This is a genomic window from Micromonospora sp. H61, assembly GCF_018070325.1.
GTDB lineage: Bacteria > Actinomycetota > Actinomycetes > Mycobacteriales > Micromonosporaceae > Micromonospora > Micromonospora salmantinae.
This window is the reverse complement of record NZ_JAGPXY010000013.1, coordinates 54,430-71,919: the sequence shown is the minus strand read 5'-3', so window position 1 is coordinate 71,919 and position 17,490 is coordinate 54,430. Positions and strand designations below refer to the sequence as shown.

Here is a 17,490-nt window from a genome sequence, read left to right as displayed (position 1 = left end):
AAAAGCTGATGACCAGCGGATCCGGCCGCCACTAGGGTTGTAAGGCACGCCAGTCACATCGGTCATTACTTGCAAGCGGGGCGCCATATGCGGACGATGCGGAGTTGGTTCCGGGACACCACCGGCGGCCTACCGACCACCTTCTGGTACCTGTGGTCGGGCACCCTGATCAACCGACTCGGCTCGTTCGTCCTCGTCTTCCTCGCCATCTACCTGACCCAGGAACGTGACTTCTCGGCCTCGCAGGCCGGCCTGGTGATCGGCCTCTGGGGCGTCGGCGGGGCGTTCGGCACGACCGCCGGCGGCACCCTCGCCGACCGGTGGGGTCGCCGACCGACACTGCTCACCGCCCACGTGGGAGCGGCGGCCATGATGCTCGGGCTCGGGCTGGCCCGGGATCTCTGGGCGGTGGCGCTGGGCGCGCTGCTGCTCGGCATGTTCGCCGAGGCGGCCCGGCCCGCGTTCGGGGCGATGATGATCGACGTGGTGCCGGCGAAGGACCGGCTGCGCGCCTTCTCACTCAACTACTGGGCGATCAACCTGGGCTTCGCCTGCGCCGCCGTCCTCGCCGGCCTCGCCGCACAGGCCGATTACCTGCTGCTGTTCGTGGTCGACGCGGCCACCATGCTGATCACCGCGCTGATCATCTTCAGCAAGGTGCCGGAGACCCGACAGGCCGGCCCCGCCACCGCCGTCGCGGCAGCAGCGGCTCCGCGCGGGGCGCTGCGCACGATCCTCACCGACCGGGTCTACCTCGGCTTCGTGGCACTCAACCTGTTCGCCGCGCTGGTGTTCCTCCAGCACATCTCGATGCTGCCGATCGCGATGGGCGACGACGGTCTGAGCCCCGCCACCTACGGCTCGGTGATCGCGCTCAACGGCATCCTGATCGTGGTCGGCCAACTCTTCGTGCCCCGACTGATCCGGGGTCGGAGCCGCTCGCACGTGCTCGCGCTGGCGTCCGTGGTGATGGGCGTGGGGTTCGGGCTGACCGCGTTCGCCGGCACCCCCTGGTTCTACGGGCTGACAGTGCTGATCTGGACGGTCGGCGAGATGCTGAACTCGCCCTCCAACTCCACGCTGATCGCCGAGCTCTCCCCGGCCGAGTTGCGCGGTCGCTACCAGGGCGTGTTCTCCCTCTCGTGGCAGATCGCCGGGGCCAGCGCGCCGATCCTCGGCGGCCTGGTACGCGAGCACGCCGGCAACGACACCCTCTGGTACGGCTGCGCCGCGCTCGGCCTCCTGACCGCGGTGGCCCACCTGGTGTCGGGGCCGGCCCGGGAACGGCGTGCAGCCGCGCTGCGCCGCTCCGGTGAGGCACTGGCAACGACCACCGCGTCCCGTGCGCCACAGCCCGCCGAGGCGTAATGAGTGGCGCGGCCGTGCCGGAGTTCCTACTGTGCGGTGGAAACAGTTAACAACCTGAACTGTCGGGAGGTCGGGTGCACGCCCTGCGGCGCTGGTGGCACGACACCGCAGGCGGGCTACCCGCCACCTTCTGGTACCTCTGGGCCGGCCTGCTGATCAACCGGGCCGGCGCGTTCGCCATGCTGTTCCTCTCGCTCTACCTCACCGACGTACGCGGCGCGAGCGAAGCCCTGGCCGGCACAGTGGTCGGCGCGTACGGGGCCGGCGGAGCGGCCGGCGTACTGCTCGGCGGGGTGCTCGCCGACCGGTGGGGACGCCGGGCGACCCTGCTCGCCGCGCACCTGGCCACAGTCGGCCTGATGGTGGCGCTCGCCTTCACCCGACCCCTGCTGCTGATCGCCGTGCTCTCCGCGCTGATCGGCGTGGTCCACTCGATGCCCAGCCCGGCATTCGTGGCGGCGATCGTCGACGTGGTGCCCGCCGAGCGCCGCTCACGCGCGTTCAACCTTCAGTTCTGGGCGTTCAACCTGGGCATGGCGGTCGCCTCGCTGCTCGCCGGGGTCCTGGCCGAGGCGAGCTTCACCGCACTGTTCCTGGTCGACGCGGGCGCCACCCTGACCGCCGCCGCCGTGATCGCCTGGAAGGTGCCCGAAACCCTGCGGTTGGCCCGGCCAGCAGCCAGCCCACCGCCCGCCACAGACGCGGCACCGAGGTCCGTCCGGACCCGCCGGCCGGGACTGCACACCGCGCTCACCGACCGCACCTTCCTGGTCTTCGTCGGGCTCACCTTCGTGCTGGCCGTACTCACCATGCAGACGTCGACCATCATGCCGCTGGCCATGCGCGCGGACGGCCTGGGCCCATCGGCGTACGGGCTGGTGGTGGCGCTCGGCGGCGCGCTGATCGTGGTCGGGCAGTTGTTCGTGCCCCGGCTGATCGACAGGCACCGCAAGGACGTCGTGCTGGCCGCCTCCACGGCGCTGCTCGCGCTCGGTTTCGGGGCGCTCGCCATTGCCGACAAACTGGCCGTCTACCTGGGTGCCGCAGTGGTCTGGACGGTCGGCTCGATGCTCGCCGCCCCGCCCAACGCGCAGATCAACGCGGACCTGGCACCACCACAGCTACGAGCGCGCTACCAGTCGGTCTTCTACCTGACGTTCCCAGCCGCGGCGTTCGTCGCGCCCACCCTCGGCGGGGTGAGCCTCCAGCACCTCGGCGACCGGCACTGGCTGATCGTGGGCGGGCTGGGCCTGCTGGCCGCGCTCGGGCACCTGCTCGCCGGACCACCCCGGGAGCGGCACGTCGCCGCGCTGCGCCGGGTTGTCGCCCCGGAGCCGACAACCTCCGCAGACCGCGTACCGACCGGATAACCGACGCAAAGCGCCCACCACGTCCCTGAGGTCGTGGTGGGCGCCCGCCGGTGGGGCCGGCGGCGGCGGGCAACACTCACCCCCGTAAGCATCGCCCGCTCACGCCGCCGGTCCAAACAGGTGGGAACCGTCCCCCAACGGTTATTCCACCCGTCCCCTCGCGCCTCGTCTGGTGCGCGGATCTGATCGATCCGCCGCTCCCCCGAACGTTTCCAAACGTGGCGCGGTGCAATAAAGCTAGTTCGCCCGGATTCTGGATTCAACCCAGAACGGCTGTCTCGCCCGTCACAACTGGCGAGTATCCGCTGCTCCGGCCTCGTCCGTTGGCAACAGCCGGGTACCCGTCGGCCATTCCCGCAAACACCTCAACCGTCTTCCCGATCGGGTGACTCGGTCCGGAAGAAGTTGCTCTGCCGGCCGTCCCGCAGCTGTTCCTGATAAATCAGGTTCAAGCGCCGCAGGTCAAACGTGTAGAACCACTCATCCCAGGTGATCTCGCGAATCCGGCTGCTTTCCCGGTATCCGGGAATGTTGAAGGTCAACACACCCGCCCGGCCATCCCGCTCGGTGCCGGCGATGGTCGCCGGCCGGGCCCCGCGTTCCCGGGCCCACCGCTGGATCACCTCGTGGTTCGCCGTGATCAAACTCCGTCCCGGCCGCTCCGGCCGGTCCGTGATCGACGAGATCACCTGCGAACTGCGGACCGACCGCCCCGTACCCCGTCCGGTCCGGATCCCGCCGGCCGCCGTCCCGCCACCGGTCGACGGCGTCAACGTGCGCTTGGCCGCCGCGCTCTTGGCCGGTGCCGCGCGCTTCGCCGTGGTGCTCTTGGCCGGTGCCGCGCGCTTCGCCGTGGTTCGCTTCGCCGCCGCGCTCTTGGCCGGTACCGCGCGCTTCGCCGCCGGCCGCGCCGGTGCCTTCTTCGCCGGTGCCTTCCGCGCGGGCGCCGTACGCGCCGTCGCTGTCTTACGGGCCGCCGTGGTCTTCCGCGCCGCGGCGGTCTTCCGGGCGGCCGTGGTCCTGCTCGTGGCCGTGCTCTTGCGGGCCGCCGTCGACGTCGCCGCTGTGGTTCTCTTCGCGGCGGTCGCCTTCTTCGCCGGCGCCCTCTTCGCCGCCGCCGTCGACTTCCGTCCGGCGGTCGCCTTCGTTGCGGCGGCCCGCTTCGCGGGCGCGCTCTTGTTCGCCGGCGCGGCCTTCGCGCGGCTGGACGCCGGCCTGGCCGCGGACTTCTTGGTGGCGGCGGCACGACCCGCCGATGCCCTGGTGCCGGCGGCTCGACCCGACGGGCCGGTGCTGCTCCGACCGGCGCCGGCCCGCATCGAGCGCACCAGCTGTTTGACCAGCTCGGGCTTGCGCAATGCGGAGATCCCGGAGACCCCGCGTTTGCGCAGCTGCCCGCGGATGTCGTCCACCCGCATCCGGGAAATCTCCGACTCGGAGACTCCGGGCGTACCCGGCGTCTGGTTGCCGGCCTGTCGCTTCGTCCTGGTCGCAGTCGCGCCGCGACCTGAGCTGTTCCGCTGAGCCATGGGACGCTCCGCTCCTTGGCACTCCGTCATCGGCGCGCGGGGGTCCCTTGCCGCACCGCGCGGTGCGGCATACCCGTCAGGAGCACTCCGAACCACAGTCAACTCGCCATGATCGTGCTGGATCCAGGATCGAGTGGCATCGCCGCGTCGGCGACACCACTACGTCGTGGTTCGAGCACGACCAGGGGAGGCGGCCCCGGCGCGCGGGCGCGGGACGGCGCGGGGTGGGGGCGCGGCCGGGGGCGGTGGGTCAGGTTGGGTCGGGGCCGGCGCCGGAGGGCTCGAAAAGGTGGGCGAAGGCGGCCAGGTTGGCGGTCGACTCGCCCCGCTTCACCCGCCACTCGTACTCGCGCCGGATCGAACTGCCGAAGCCGATCTCCAGCATCGTGTCGAACGACTCGTCGGCGTACGTGAGCACCGCGCCGAACAGTCGGTCCAACTCGTCGGCGTCGACGCCGGCCGGGTTGACCCGACCGGTCAGGTACACGTCGCCGACCGCGTCGGTGGAGAAGGAGACGCCGTACATCCGGGCGTTGCGCTGCAACAGCCAGGCCCACAACTCCTCGCGGCGCTCGTCCGGCTGGCGCATCACGAACGCCTCGATCCGCAGCGCGTGCTCGCCGACGATCAGGTTGCAGATCGTCTTCAGCTTGTGGGTGCCCGGCAGCGTCACCGCGTACGAGCCGGGGCCGGTCGACTCCCAGGCCAGGTCCCGCTCGGCGCAGACCGACTCGATCAGGGTCGCAAGATCGCTCTTCGGGCTCACCGGACCCACTCTACGACCGACCGGGCTCGCGCACCCTGTGACAAGCGGGCCCCCGGGTCACCAGGAGCAGGAGAGCGCCGGGTCACACGCCAGGTCGGCCGCGAGACGGGCGCGGTGCCCGGCGATCGCCTCGCCGTAGACCCCGAGCAGACCGGCGACCGTACGGTCCCAGGAGAAATGCCGAGCGTGCTGCTCGGCGCCTCGGGCCAGCACCGACCGCAGCGCCCGGTTCGGCAGCAGGCTGCCCATCGCACGGGCCCAGTCGACCGGGTCGTGACCGTCGATCAGTACGCCACTGACCTGGTCCCGGACGGCGGTGACCAACCCTCCGACGGCGGCGGCCAGCACCGGCGTACCGCAGGCCTGCGCCTCCAGGGCGACCAGCCCGAACGATTCGTTGTGCGACGGCACCGCGACGAGATCCGCCGCCCGGTACAGGGCCGGAAGGTCGTCCCCGGTGAGCGGCGGCAGGAACCGCACCCCGTCGCTGACCCCGAGCCTGGCGGCCAACTCGATCAGGGCGGTCGGCCGGTCCAGCCCACTGCCGCTGGGCCCGCCGCAGATCACCACCGTCACCTGATCGGCCAGTGCCGGGTCGCGCTCCCGCAGCGCGGCGATCGCGCGGATCAGCACGTCGGGGGCCTTGAGTGGCTGGATTCGACCGACGAAGGCAACTACGTACCCGTCGACGGGAAGCCCCAGCCGACGACGGGCCTGGCGGGCGGCCGCGGACCTGTCACCCGGCGCGGGCCGGAACCGGGCCAGGTCGACGCCCGGCTGCACGACGGACACCCGGGTCGGGTCGGCGTCGTACCGGTCGACCAGGTCGCTGGCCTCGACCCGGGTGTTGGCGACCAGCCGGTCCGCCTCGGCGACGACCTGCTCCTCGCCGATGACCCGGGCCTTGGGCTCCGGCCGGTCCCCGGCCGCGAGCTGGGCGTTCTTGACCTTCGCGAGAGTGTGCGCGGTGTGCACCAGCGGCACCCCCCAGCGCTCCTTGGCCAGCCAACCAACCTGGCCGGAGAGCCAGTAGTGGGAGTGGATCAGGTCGTAGTGGCCGGGCGGACGGGACGCCTCGGCGCGCAGCACCCCGGCGGTGAAGGCGCAGAGCTGACCGGGCAGCTCCTCCTTGGTGAGGCCCTCCAGGGGGCCGGAGGTGATGTGTCGGACCTGCACCCCGGGCGCCATCTCGACCACCGGGGGAAGGTCACCGGAGGTGGCCCGGGTGAAGATCTCCACCTCCACGTTGGCCTCGGCGAGACGCCGGGCGACTTCGAGGATGTAGACGTTCATTCCGCCGGCATCACCCGTGCCGGGCTGGTGCAGGGGGGAGGTGTGTACCGACAGGGTCGCGATGCGGCGAGGCCGGGGCCACGGTCGGGCACCTCGCTGACGCCCGACACCGGCGTGCATTTCCGCCACATCCGCTCCTTCTTCACGGTTGATGCCGTCTCGCACGACCGGCGCTTCTCGGTCAACCTGTACGCCGGATGTCATCTTCCCCATCGGGCTTCGGAAATTCCCCGGCGCGGCCCCTCGGCGTGACGGACCTCATCACCGAACGTCCGCCGATGGCTGCCCTACGCCCGGTCGGGGCGGGTCGTACGCCCGCTGTGACAATGTCGGAATGACCTCAGTCGCCATCGTCACCGGAGCGTCCAGCGGGATCGGCGCGGCCACCGCCCGCCGGCTCGCCGCCGAGGGCTTCCATGTGCTCGCCGCCGCCCGCCGCGCCGAACGGCTCACCGAGCTGGTCGCCGAGATCACCGCCGCCGGCGGGCAGGCCACCGCCGTGACCTGCGACGTCACCTCGGACGAGTCGGTGGCCCGGCTGGCCGACGCCGCCGCCCAGGCACCCGGGCCGGTCACCCTGCTGGTCAACAACGCCGGCGGAGCGCGCGGGCTGGACCCGGTGGAGTCCGGCTCGGTCGCCGACTGGCAGTGGATGTACGACGTGAACGTGCTCGGCACCCTGCGGGTCACCCAGGCGCTGCTGCCGGCGCTGGAAGCCTCCGGCTCCGGCACCATCGTGGTGGTCTCCTCCACCGCCGGACTGACCGTGTACGAGGGCGGGGGCGGCTACACCGCCGCGAAGCACGCGCAGACCGCCATCGCCGGCACGCTCCGCCTGGAGCTGTGCGGCCGGCCGCTGCGGGTCGTCGAGATCGACCCGGGCATGGTGAAGACCGACGAGTTCGGGCTGGTCCGCTTCGAGGGCGACGCGGAACGGGCCGCCGCCGTCTACGCCGGGGTGCCGGGGCCGCTGGTCGCCGAGGACGTCGCCGACTGCATCGCCTGGTGCGCCACCCGCCCCGAGCACGTCAACATCGACCGCCTGGTGGTCCGGCCCCGGGCACAGGCCGCCCAGCACAAGGTGCACCGGGTCGACCAGTGAAGCCCGGGCAGTGACGTCGGGATGAGCGGCGTGGCGCGGCGCCGGCCGGTCGGCGTGGTCACCCGCGGCACGACGAACCCGAACCGGCTCCGTCGGGTGGACAACTGGATCGTCGCCACCTGCGCCGACCGGCTGTCGGCGGCGGACGACCCCCTGGTGGTCGACCTCGGCTACGGTGCCACCCCGGTGACCGCTGTGGAGTTGCGCGCTCGGCTGGCGGCCGGGGTCCGTCCGGACGTACGGCTGGTCGGGTTGGAGATCGACGCGGCCCGGGTGGCGGCCGCGGCGCCGGCCGCCGACCCACCCGGGCTGACGTTCGCCCGGGGTGGGTTCGAGTTGGCCGGGCTCCGGCCGGTGCTGGTCCGCGCGTTCAACGTGCTGCGACAGTACGACGAGAGCGAGGTAACCGAAGCCTGGCAGACGATGACCGCCGCGCTCGCCCCCGGCGGAGTGCTCGTCGAGGGCACGTGTGACGAGTTGGGGCGGCTCGCCAGTTGGCTGCTGATCGACGCCGACGGCCCCCGGACGCTGACCCTGGCCGCGAAGCTCACCACGCTGGGCAGCCCTGCCGAGCTGGCCGAGCGGCTACCCAAGGCGCTGATCCATCGCAACGTTCCCGGTGAGCCGGTGCACGCGCTGATCCGCGCCCTGGACGACGCCTGGCAGGCCGCCGCCCCGTACGCCACCTTCGGCCCCCGCCAACGCTGGCTGCACGCGGTGACCCGCCTCCGCGAAACAGGCTGGCCCATCCTCGACAACGCCACCCGCTGGCGCCAGGGCGAACTAACCCTCCCCTGGCCCCTCCCCTAACCCGGCACCCCGCACGCCGCACGCCGCACGCCGATCTTGCACTTTCGGTTGGCTATTTGCCCTTTTGTGGCCCTTATGTCACCGCAGAAACTGCAAGATCGCGGGGCGCGGGCGGGATGGGCGCGGGGCGCGAGGGCGGGGCGGGGCGGGGGGCGGGAGCCCGACCGGGTTAGAGGGTGCAGTTGATGAGGACTGGTTCGGGGTGCAGGGTTACGCCGAAGCGGGCGTGGACCTGATCGCGGATGGTGGCGGCCAACGCGAGCAGGTCAGCGGTGTGGGCGGTGCCGCTGCGGTTGGTCAGGGCCAGGGTGTGTTTGCTGGAGATGGCCACCCCACCCTCGCCGGGGTGACCCTTGGCGAAGCCGGCCTTGTCGATCAGCCAGGCGGCGCTCACCTTGACCAGGCCGTCCGCCCCGGGCCAGGCGGGCGGGTCACCCAGCTCGGCGGAGCGTTCCAGGAGCTGTTCGTACGTCGCGCGGTCGAGCACCGGGTTGGTGAAGAAGGAGCCGACCGAGCGAGTGTCCGGGTCGTTGGCGTCGAGCACCATCCCCTTGCCCGCCCGCAGTCGCAGCACCACCGCTCGGGCGTCGGCCAGCGGCACCTGGTCGCCCACCTCGACACCGAGGGCTCGGGCCAGCTCCGCGTAGCGCACCGGCCCTGACAGCGAGGACCTGGTGAGTCGGAAGTCGACCGAGAGCACCACCCAGCGGTCCACGTACTTGAAGATGCTGCCCCGGTAGGCGAAGCCGCAGTCTGCGGCGGGGATGACCTGACGGGTGCCCTCGACCCTGTCGTACACCTCGACGCCGGTGATCGTCTCGGCGACTTCCTGGCCGTACGCGCCGACGTTCTGGATGGGGGTGGCGCCGGTCGAGCCGGGGATGCCGGAGAGGCATTCCAGCCCGGCCCAGCCGTTGGCGATGGTGGAGGCGACCAGGTCGTCCCACGGCTCGCCGGCGTCGACCCGTACGGTGACCGAGGTGGCGTCCTCGGCGATGACCCGCATGCCACGGGAGCGCACCAGCACGACGGTGCCGGGGAAACCGGCGTCGCCGATCACCACGTTGCTGCCCCCGGCCAGGATCAGGACCGGCTCCGCCGCGGCGCGTACCGCCTGGACGAGCTCGTCGGCACTGCCGGCGGCCACGATCCGCTCGGCCGGCCCACCCGTTCCGAGGGTGGTGTAGCCGGCGAGTGGACCGGGGATGGCACGATCGGCGTCGGTTGTCGGCTGGGCGGAGGCGTCTGGCACGCCCTTCACCTTAGGCTGACAAGTAGCCGTGGCACCCACTGGTCGCCCGGCACCCCCGGGAGGATGGCGATGAGCAGACTGCAGGGCAGCAAGGATTTCTGGATCGGGGCGCTCCGGACGGAGGGTCCGGCTTTCGCGGCAGCGGTGGCCGAGGCGCCGCCGGAGACACCGGTGCTGTCCTGTCCGGGCTGGACGGTCAACGACGTCACACTGCACATGGCCGGCATCTACCACTGGGTGTCGTCGTTCGCCGGTTCCGGCCAGACCAGCCAGCCGCCTCGGCGGGAGAAGATCGAGGCCGACCCGGGCGTGAACGCGCTCCAGCTGTGGCAGCAGGGTTACGACCGGGTGATGACCCTCTTCGACGGGCTCGACCCCGAGGCACCGGCGTGGAACTGGGCCCCGCAGCCGAAGAAGGCCGGTTTCTGGCCGCGTCGGATCGCGCACGAGACGGCTGTGCACCGCTGGGACGCCCAGCTCGCCATCGGGGCTGGTGATCCGGTCGAGGCGAAGCTCGCGGCCGACGGGGTGAGTGAGGTGCTGGACACCTGGCTGCCGGCGGGCCGGCGGCAGGTGCCCGGTGACTGGCACGGGGTGGTGCAGCTCTGCGCGACCGATGCGGCCCAGGAGTGGTATCTGCGGTTGCGCGGCGAGGGGGTGGCGCTGCTCGACACCGCGACCATCTTCGACCACGACGATCACCACGCCCGCGCCCAGGTCAGCGGCACCGCGAGCGACCTGCTGCTGGCGCTCTGGGGTCGGGTGAGCTTCGAGACGCTGGACGTCGCCGGTGACCGCACCCTGTTGGACGGTCTGCGCACCGGCTGACCGACCCATCACGAACGAGGGCGTCACCCCCCATCCGGGGGTGGCGCCCTTCGCCGATGTCGGGGGTTCCCTCGCCTGCTGGACGCCGTGCCGGCGGGAGCGTTCATCACGGGACCACAACGCTGAGAGAGCGCTCTCTTGACAGTCGGTTGGCGACCCACCACCCTGTCGTGAGAGCGCTCTCTTAGCCATCTGCCATCACCCGCCCGCCTTGAGAGAGGTCGATAACCCATGGCTGTCTTCCCGCGCCGCCGCCTCGCCGCGGTGGCCCTCGCCGCCGCCACCGCCCTGCTCGTCACCGCTGGCTGCGGCGGCGGCGACGAGCCGGGCGACGGACCGGTCACCCTGACCGTCGATGTCTTCGGCCAGTTCGGCTACGAGCAGCTCTACCAGGAGTACATGAGCGCCAACCCCGGCGTGAAGATCGTCGAGCGCGGCACCGGCACCAACCTCGACGAGTACTCGCCGAAGCTCACCCAGTGGCTCGCCGCCGGCCGGGGCGCCGGCGACGTGGTGGCCATCGAGGAGGGTCTGCTTGTCGAGTACAAGGCCAATCCGGCGAACTTCGTCAACCTGCTGGACCACGGCGCCGCCGACCTCAAGGGCAACTTCCTGGAGTGGAAGTGGAACGCCGGCCTGACCGCCGACGGCAAGCAGCTCATCGGCCTCGGCACCGACGTGGGTGGCATCGCCATGTGCTACCGCAAGGACCTCTTCCAGAAGGCCGGCCTGCCCACCGAGCGCGACGAGGTCTCCAAGCTCTGGCCCACCTGGTCGGACTACATCGCCACCGGTGAGAAGTTCGTCGCGGCCAAGACCGGAGCGTCCTTCCTCGACGCGGCCACCAACACGTTCAACACGATCCTGCTGCAGACCGCCGGCAACAGCAGCGGCTACAGCTACTACGACACCAGCGAGAAGCTGGTGGTCGACAGCAACCCGGCCGTGCGACAGGCCTACGACGTCACAATGGACATCATCGACTCCGGCCTCTCCGGAAAGTACGGCTCCTGGTCGGAAGAGTGGGTCTCCGCCTTCAAGCAGTCGAAGTTCGCCACCATCGCCTGCCCCGCCTGGATGACCGGCGTCATCGAAGCCAACGCCGGCACTGGCGCCCAGGGCAAGTGGGACATCGCCCAGGTGCCCGGCAACGGCGGCAACTGGGGCGGATCGCACCTCGCCGTGCCCAAGCAGAGCAAGCACCAGGCCGAGGCGATCAAGCTGGCCAAGTTCCTCACCAGCGCCAAGGGGCAGATCGGGGCGTTCAAGGCCAAGGGCCCGCTGCCCTCCTCGCCGCAGGCGCTCGACGACCCGGCGATCACCGGCGCCACCAACGCGTACTTCTCGGGGGCACCGGTCGGCACCATCTTCGGCACCGGCGCGAAGAGCCTGAAGCCGGTCTACATGGGCCCGAAGAACCAGGCCGTACGGACCGAGGTGGAGAACGCCGTACGGACCGTGGAGCTGGGTCAGCGCAGCCCCGCGCAGGGCTGGACCGACGCGGTGGCCAACGCGAAGAAGGCCGCCGCCAAGTAGCCCGAGCGAGCGTGCGGGCGGGCCTCGGAGCAGAGGTCCCGCCCGCACGACGGAAAGGAGTTCTCGGGCATGACCGTCCAGCTCGACGCCCGCCCGCCGGCCACACCGGCAACCGGTAACAGCCGCCAATCCTCGGGTCGACTCAGTCGATTCGACACGCGCTTCTCCCCGTACCTCTACATCGCCCCGTTCTTCCTGATCTTCGGCATCTTCGGGGCGTACCCGCTGGCGTACACCTTCTGGGTCTCGCTGCACGACTGGGACCTGCTCGGAGCCGACCACCCCTTCGTCGGGGCGGAGAACTACACCCGGCTGCTGGCCGACGTGGACTTCTGGCACGCGCTGGTCAACACGCTGGGAATCTTCGTCATCTCGACCGTTCCGCAGTTGCTGGCGGCGCTCTGGTTGGCCAACCTGCTCAACCGGGGCCTGCGGGGGCGCACCGGTTGGCGAATGGCGGTGCTCGTCCCCAACGTCACGTCCACCGCCGCGGTGGCGATCGTGTTCGGGGTGCTCTTCGGCCGTGAGTTCGGCATGATCAATTGGCTGCTCGACCTGGTCGGGCTGGACGCGATCGAGTGGAAGTCCAACCGGCTGGCCTCCTGGGTGGCCATCTCCGCCATGGTCGACTGGCGGTGGACCGGCTACAACGCGCTGATCCTGCTGGCCGCGATGCAGGCCATCCCCCGCGACCTGTACGAGGCGGCGGCGATCGACGGCGCCAGCCGGGCCCGACAGTTCTGGTCGGTCACCGTGCCGCTGCTCAAACCGACGATCATCTTCTGCGCCATCATCGCCACCATCGGCGGACTGCAACTCTTCACCGAGCCCCGGATGTTCCACTCCGGCACCAACCCGATCCGCGGTGGGCCGCTGCGCGAGTCGCAGACCCTGACCATGTACATGTTCGAGAACGCCTTCGCCCCGCACTACAACTTCGGGTACGGCTCGGCCGTGGCCTGGCTGCTCTTCGCGCTCATCGCGATCGTCGCGGCGGTCAACGTGCTGCTCCTGCGCCGACTCGGCGGCGGAGCGCGCCCCAACGCCCGGAAGGGAACCACCCGATGAGCCGGCTCTGGCGGGCCAGCCCGCTCACCTACCTCGCCCTGGTCGTCGCCGCCGGCCTGTCGGTCTTCCCGATCTGGTGGATGTTCGTCGTCGCCAGCCGCAGCAACGACGCGATGGGCCAACTGCCACCCCCGGTCACCCCCGGCGGCAACCTGGGCGCCAACATCGCCCGCCTGTTCGACAACACCGACGCGTACTTCCTGACCGGCCTGATCAACTCGGCTGTCGTCGCGACCACTGTGACCGTCTCCGTGGTGTTCTTCTCCAGCCTGGCCGGGTTCGCCTTCGCCAAGCTCAGGTTCCGTGGCCGCAACGCCCTGCTGCTCGTCATCATCGCGACCATGATGGTGCCGACACAGCTCGGCGTGATTCCGCTCTACCTGCTCATGACCAAGCTGCACTGGAACGACCGGCTGCCCGCGGTCATCGTCCCGGTGCTGGTCACCGGGTTCGGGGTGTTCATGATGCGGCAGTACGCCGGCCAGGCCATCAGCGACGAACTGATCGAGGCCGCCCGGATGGACGGCTGTGGCACCGCCCGGATCTGGTGGCACGTCGTGCTGCCCGCCCTGCGTCCCGCCGCCGCCGTCCTCGGTCTACTCACCTTCATGACCACCTGGAACGACTTCCTCTGGCCGTACGCTGTATTGAACGATCCGGCGAATCCGACAGTGCAACTGTCCCTACGAGCACTGTCGGACGGGTATTACCAGGACATGTCGCAGGTGTTCACCGGAACGGCCATCGCGACGCTGCCCCTGCTACTGGTCTTCGTGTTGTTCGGCCGACAGATCATCGGCGGAATCATGGAAGGTGCGGTCAAGGCGTGAACGAGCGGAGCGAGCCAACCAACCGGCCCGACAACGAGATCCGGTTTCCCGAACACTTCCTCTGGGGGACAGCCACCGCCGCGTACCAGATCGAGGGTGCGGCCCGCGACGACGGTCGCGGTCCGTCCATCTGGGACACCTTCAGCCGTACGCCGGGCAAGGTGTACCAGGGCCACACCGGCGACGTCGCCTGCGACCACTACCACCGGTACGCCGACGACGTGGCGCTGATGGCCGAGCTGGGCCTGCGGGCGTACCGGTTCTCGGTCGCCTGGCCGCGAATCCAGCCCGACGGCACCGGCCCCGCCAACCCCCGTGGGCTGGACTTCTACGACCGGCTCACCGACACGCTGCTCGACCGCGGAATCGACCCGATCGTCACCCTCTACCACTGGGACCTGCCGCAGGCCCTGGGCGACCGGGGCGGCTGGACCAACCGGGACACCGCCGAACACTTCGCCACCTACGCCACCGCGGTGTACGCCCGCCTCGGCGACCGGATCGACGTGTGGACCACGCTCAACGAGCCGTGGTGCTCGGCCTACCTCGGTTACGCCAACGGCCTGCACGCTCCCGGCGAGCAGGACCCGGCGGCGGCCTTCACCGCCGTACACCACCTGCTGTTGGGCCACGGCCTGGCGGCGCGGGCGTTGCGGGCGGCCGGCGCGCGCAGCGTGGGCGTCACCGTCAACCCGGCCGACGTACGCCCGGCCGACCCGCAGAGCGCTGCCGACGCCGCCGCGGTCCGCCTGGTCGACGGCCTGCACAACCGGATCTTCCTCGACCCGCTGCTGGCCGGCGGCTACCCGGACGACGTCCGCGAGCACGTGGCCCGGCTCGTCGAGCCGACGTTCATCCGCGACGGCGACGAGAAGGTGATCGCCGCCCCGATCGACCTGCTCGGCATCAACTACTACGCCCCGAGTTACGTGGCCGGTCGGCCCGACGGCGCCGGCAACGGCGCGTATCCGGGCACCGAGGGCGCTGTGCACTTCCTGCCGCCGGCCGGGCCGCTCACCGACATGGGTTGGATGATCGAACCGGCCGGGCTCACCCGGCTGCTGGAGCGGATCGCCGCCGACTACCCCGGTGTGCCGCTGCTGATCACCGAGAACGGCGCGGCGTTCCCCGACAAGCCCGGCGCCGACTCGCCCGACGGCCCGACGCAGGTGATCGACGCCGATCGCATCGCCTACCTCGACGGGCACCTCCGTGCGGCGCACGAGGCGATCTCCCGGGGCGTGGACCTGCGCGGTTATCTCGTATGGTCATTCCTGGACAACTTCGAGTGGGCGGAGGGTTACCGCAAGCGGTTCGGGATCGTGCACGTCGACTACCTGACCCAGCGGCGCACACCGAAGGCCAGCGCCCGGTGGTACCAGGAGGTGATCTCCCGGAACGGGCTGTGACGAGCGGGGGAAAGCGCGATGACGACGGCGCAGCGGCCGACGCTCGAAGCGGTGGCAGCGCGGGCCGGGGTCTCCCGCGCCACCGTTTCGCGGGTGGTCAACGGCTCCACCACCGTCGCCGAGCCGATCCGCGAGGCGGTCACCCGGGCGGTCGCCGAGCTGGGGTACGTGCCCAACCTGGCGGCCCGCAGCCTGGTCACCCAGCGCACCGACTCGATCGCCCTGGTCATGCCGGAGGCGGCCACCCGGGTCTTCTCCGACGACCAGGTCTTCCCCGGCATCATCCGGGGCGTCAGCCAGGAGTTGGAGGCGGCCGACAAGCAACTGGTGCTGATGCTCGCCGGCTCGCCGGCCGGGCACCACCGGGTCGAGCGGTACACCACCGGCCGGCACGTCGACGGCGTGCTCTTCGCGTCGCTGCACGGTGCCGACCCGCTGCCCGGCACGCTGGCCCGACTCGGCATCCCGGTGGTGGTCAGCGGTCGGCCGCTCGGCGACGTGCCCGTCCCGTACGTCGACGTCGACCACGTGGCCGGGGTGACCGCAGCCGTCCGGCACATGATCGACAGCGGTCGTCGACGGATCGCGACCATCGCCGGGCCACAGGACATGGTCGCCGGGATCGAGCGGCTCAGCGGCTACCGCAGCACGGTCGCCGACGCGGGGCTGCCCGAGCTGATCGCAATCGGCGACTTCACCCGGGAATCCGGGTCGGCGGCGATGCGCCGCCTGCTCGCCGAGCATCCCGACCTCGACGGCGTCTTCGCCGCCTCCGACCTGATGGCGCACGCCGCCCTGCGGACGCTGCGCGAGGCGGGTCGACGGGTGCCCGACGACGTGGCGGTGGTCGGCTTCGACGACATCGAGACCGCCGCCTACACCGAGCCGCCGCTGACCACCGTCCGGCAGCCGATCGTGGAACTCGGCCGCCGGATGACCCGCCAACTGCTCCGGCTGGCCGCCGGGGAGAGCATCGAGCAGGCGATCATGCTCCCCACCGAACTGATCCGCCGCGCCTCCGCCTGACCGTACCGGGCGGTTAATGCGTCGCTCGGGCGGACGATCGTCGCTAGCCTCGCCGACATGCCGAATCCTGTCGCGCTGCTGCACGTGCTCCGCTGTTACCACCAGCGCGTCGAGATCGAGGCCGTCGCGGCCGTATGGATGGGGGCCTGACATGCGCATTCGTGAGGCACAGCCGGACGACGCTCCGGGCGTGGTGGCGCTGCGGACGATCGTCTACCCGTACCTGGTGCGCGGGGTCGAGTCGACCCGAAAGATGATCGCCGAGCCCCCACCCGAGGAGGGCTGGACCGCCTTCGTGGCCGAGGTCGACCACCAGGTGGTCGGCTGGGTGTCGGCGCAACGCTCGGGCTGGACCTCAACGCCGAACTTCGGGGAGGTCTCGATGCTGCACGTGCACCCGGAACACCGGAGGCGCGGCGTCGGCACGGCGCTGCTGACCGCTGTCACCGACCACCTCCGCCAACTGGGAATCCGCCGGGTACGTGCCATGGCCCAAACGGACGGGCTGCCGTTCGCCCGCCGACACGGCTACGAGCCCAGCCGCGAGGTGCGCTACTCGGCGCTCGACCTCGACTCGGCGCCCGCGCTACCCGAGCTGCCCCCGGGCGTACGGCTGCTGCCGATCTCCGACTTGGACCCGCACCTGCTGTACGCGGCGGACGTGGCCTCGGCCGCCGACGAGCCGGGCGACGTGCCGGTCGACTCGATCAGCTACGAGAGCTGGCAGTACGACGTCTGGGACAACCTCGGCCTGGACAAGTCGGCCAGCACCGCCGCCCAACTCGATGGTGAGGTCGCCGCCTTCAGCCTGGTGAAGCGGGACGGGGACCGGATGTGGTCGGACTTCACCGGCACCATCCCGGCCTACCGGGGGCGGGGCCTCGCCCGGCTCACCAAGACCGCAGCGCTGCACCGGGCCGCTGGGGACGGCGTGCGCGTCGCGTACACCTCGAACGACGAGGAGAACGGGCCGATGCTCGCGATCAACACCCGACTGGGCTACCGACCGGTGGCATCCCAGTGGACCTGCCTGGCCGACCTGAAGTGACCTGCAGTCCGGGAATGCGTTAGCGATCTGCCCCGCCCGCGCCGATCTTGCAGTTTCTGTCGTCGGAATGCGCGGAATGCCCCCTACGCCGCGACAGAAAGTGCAAGATCGCGGAAAGGACGAGCCAGACCTCGTCGATCATGGAGTTGTGGTGCCCGTTTTGTTGCAACAAAGGCACTTTGTCACTCACCACAACTCCATGATCAATGGGGCGGCGCCGGGGCTGAACTGCTCAGCATCAAGTGATCAAGGACA

15 protein-coding genes are annotated in these 17,490 nt (G+C 70.8%); 11 read left to right on the top strand and 4 right to left on the bottom strand.

Translation table 11 applies throughout. The features are described 5' to 3' along the window. The first annotated feature begins 87 nt into the window (after window positions 1-87). The gene (locus KBX08_RS09545; RefSeq protein WP_210782518.1) at window positions 88-1,368 is read left to right on the top strand and encodes an MFS transporter; all 1,281 of its coding nucleotides are present in this window, start codon (window positions 88-90) and stop codon (window positions 1,366-1,368) included. Between the two features lie 74 nt (window positions 1,369-1,442). After that, entirely contained in the window at window positions 1,443-2,738 is a 1,296-nt protein-coding gene (locus KBX08_RS09540) for an MFS transporter (protein WP_210782515.1), read from the top strand. Window positions 2,739-3,103: 365 nt separating this feature from the next. Here KBX08_RS09540 and KBX08_RS34660 read toward each other — a convergent pair whose 3' ends face one another. From KBX08_RS34660 to mshA, 3 genes are all read right to left on the bottom strand, one after another. Then, window positions 3,104-4,156 carry a hypothetical protein gene (locus KBX08_RS34660; RefSeq protein WP_210782569.1) on the bottom strand — a complete coding sequence of 351 codons (1,053 nt, stop codon included), beginning with the start codon at window positions 4,154-4,156 and terminating at the stop codon, window positions 3,104-3,106. Between the two features lie 361 nt (window positions 4,157-4,517). Beyond that, window positions 4,518-5,033, bottom strand: a complete 516-nt coding sequence (locus tag KBX08_RS09530) for a YbjN domain-containing protein (RefSeq protein WP_112605262.1) — start codon at window positions 5,031-5,033, stop codon at window positions 4,518-4,520. A gap of 57 nt (window positions 5,034-5,090) precedes the next feature. Then, window positions 5,091-6,455 carry a D-inositol-3-phosphate glycosyltransferase gene (gene mshA, locus KBX08_RS09525; RefSeq protein ID WP_210782512.1) on the bottom strand — a complete coding sequence of 455 codons (1,365 nt, stop codon included), beginning with the start codon at window positions 6,453-6,455 and terminating at the stop codon, window positions 5,091-5,093. Between the two features lie 205 nt (window positions 6,456-6,660). On the opposite strand from mshA, the gene KBX08_RS09520 reads away from it, so the two are divergent. Together KBX08_RS09520 and KBX08_RS09515 are read left to right on the top strand one after the other, a co-directional pair. Further along, complete coding sequence (locus tag KBX08_RS09520; protein WP_210782508.1) at window positions 6,661-7,428, top strand: SDR family oxidoreductase; 768 nt, start codon at window positions 6,661-6,663, stop codon at window positions 7,426-7,428. A gap of 21 nt (window positions 7,429-7,449) precedes the next feature. Then, the gene (locus KBX08_RS09515; RefSeq protein WP_210782505.1) at window positions 7,450-8,238 is read left to right on the top strand and encodes a class I SAM-dependent methyltransferase; all 789 of its coding nucleotides are present in this window, start codon (window positions 7,450-7,452) and stop codon (window positions 8,236-8,238) included. A gap of 169 nt (window positions 8,239-8,407) precedes the next feature. On the opposite strand, the gene KBX08_RS09510 is transcribed toward KBX08_RS09515, so the two are convergent. Further along, window positions 8,408-9,445: a UDP-N-acetylmuramate dehydrogenase gene (locus tag KBX08_RS09510; protein WP_307850495.1), complete on the bottom strand. Its 1,038-nt coding sequence runs from the start codon at window positions 9,443-9,445 to the stop codon at window positions 8,408-8,410. A 114-nt stretch (window positions 9,446-9,559) separates the two neighbouring features. Here KBX08_RS09510 and KBX08_RS09505 point away from each other — a divergent pair, with 114 nt between their 5' ends. From KBX08_RS09505 to KBX08_RS09475, 7 genes are all read left to right on the top strand, one after another. Next, window positions 9,560-10,318 (top strand): maleylpyruvate isomerase family mycothiol-dependent enzyme, encoded by a 759-nt coding sequence (locus tag KBX08_RS09505; RefSeq protein ID WP_210782499.1) that lies wholly within the window; start codon window positions 9,560-9,562, stop codon window positions 10,316-10,318. 231 nt (window positions 10,319-10,549) lie between these two features. Next, window positions 10,550-11,854 carry an ABC transporter substrate-binding protein gene (locus KBX08_RS09500; RefSeq protein WP_210782496.1) on the top strand — a complete coding sequence of 435 codons (1,305 nt, stop codon included), beginning with the start codon at window positions 10,550-10,552 and terminating at the stop codon, window positions 11,852-11,854. A gap of 69 nt (window positions 11,855-11,923) precedes the next feature. Continuing rightward, on the top strand, window positions 11,924-12,922 hold the full coding sequence (locus KBX08_RS09495) for a carbohydrate ABC transporter permease (protein WP_210782491.1): 999 nt from the start codon (window positions 11,924-11,926) through the stop codon (window positions 12,920-12,922). Next, window positions 12,919-13,752 (top strand): carbohydrate ABC transporter permease, encoded by an 834-nt coding sequence (locus KBX08_RS09490; protein ID WP_210782488.1) that lies wholly within the window; start codon window positions 12,919-12,921, stop codon window positions 13,750-13,752. Before KBX08_RS09495 ends, KBX08_RS09490 begins: the two co-directional genes overlap by 4 nt. After that, window positions 13,749-15,161 carry a GH1 family beta-glucosidase gene (locus KBX08_RS09485; RefSeq protein ID WP_210782487.1) on the top strand — a complete coding sequence of 471 codons (1,413 nt, stop codon included), beginning with the start codon at window positions 13,749-13,751 and terminating at the stop codon, window positions 15,159-15,161. Before KBX08_RS09490 ends, KBX08_RS09485 begins: the two co-directional genes overlap by 4 nt. Window positions 15,162-15,179: 18 nt before the next feature. Continuing rightward, complete coding sequence (locus tag KBX08_RS09480) at window positions 15,180-16,187, top strand: LacI family DNA-binding transcriptional regulator (protein WP_091402797.1); 1,008 nt, start codon at window positions 15,180-15,182, stop codon at window positions 16,185-16,187. A 151-nt stretch (window positions 16,188-16,338) separates the two neighbouring features. Then, window positions 16,339-17,235, top strand: a complete 897-nt coding sequence (locus KBX08_RS09475) for a GNAT family N-acetyltransferase (RefSeq protein ID WP_210782486.1) — start codon at window positions 16,339-16,341, stop codon at window positions 17,233-17,235. The last annotated feature ends 255 nt before the right edge of the window (window positions 17,236-17,490 follow it).

Coding starts and splice junctions, on each gene's coding strand:
- KBX08_RS09545 (WP_210782518.1), top strand. CDS start 88: ATGCGGACGATGCGGAGTTGGTTCCGGGACACCACCGGCGGCCTACCG.
- KBX08_RS34660 (WP_210782569.1), bottom strand. CDS start 4,156: ATGCGGGTGGACGACATCCGCGGGCAGCTGCGCAAACGCGGGGTCTCC.
- KBX08_RS09520 (WP_210782508.1), top strand. CDS start 6,661: ATGACCTCAGTCGCCATCGTCACCGGAGCGTCCAGCGGGATCGGCGCG.
- KBX08_RS09515 (WP_210782505.1), top strand. CDS start 7,450: ATGAGCGGCGTGGCGCGGCGCCGGCCGGTCGGCGTGGTCACCCGCGGC.
- KBX08_RS09505 (WP_210782499.1), top strand. CDS start 9,560: ATGAGCAGACTGCAGGGCAGCAAGGATTTCTGGATCGGGGCGCTCCGG.
- KBX08_RS09500 (WP_210782496.1), top strand. CDS start 10,550: ATGGCTGTCTTCCCGCGCCGCCGCCTCGCCGCGGTGGCCCTCGCCGCC.
- KBX08_RS09495 (WP_210782491.1), top strand. CDS start 11,924: ATGACCGTCCAGCTCGACGCCCGCCCGCCGGCCACACCGGCAACCGGT.
- KBX08_RS09490 (WP_210782488.1), top strand. CDS start 12,919: ATGAGCCGGCTCTGGCGGGCCAGCCCGCTCACCTACCTCGCCCTGGTC.
- KBX08_RS09480 (WP_091402797.1), top strand. CDS start 15,180: ATGACGACGGCGCAGCGGCCGACGCTCGAAGCGGTGGCAGCGCGGGCC.
- KBX08_RS09475 (WP_210782486.1), top strand. CDS start 16,339: ATGCGCATTCGTGAGGCACAGCCGGACGACGCTCCGGGCGTGGTGGCG.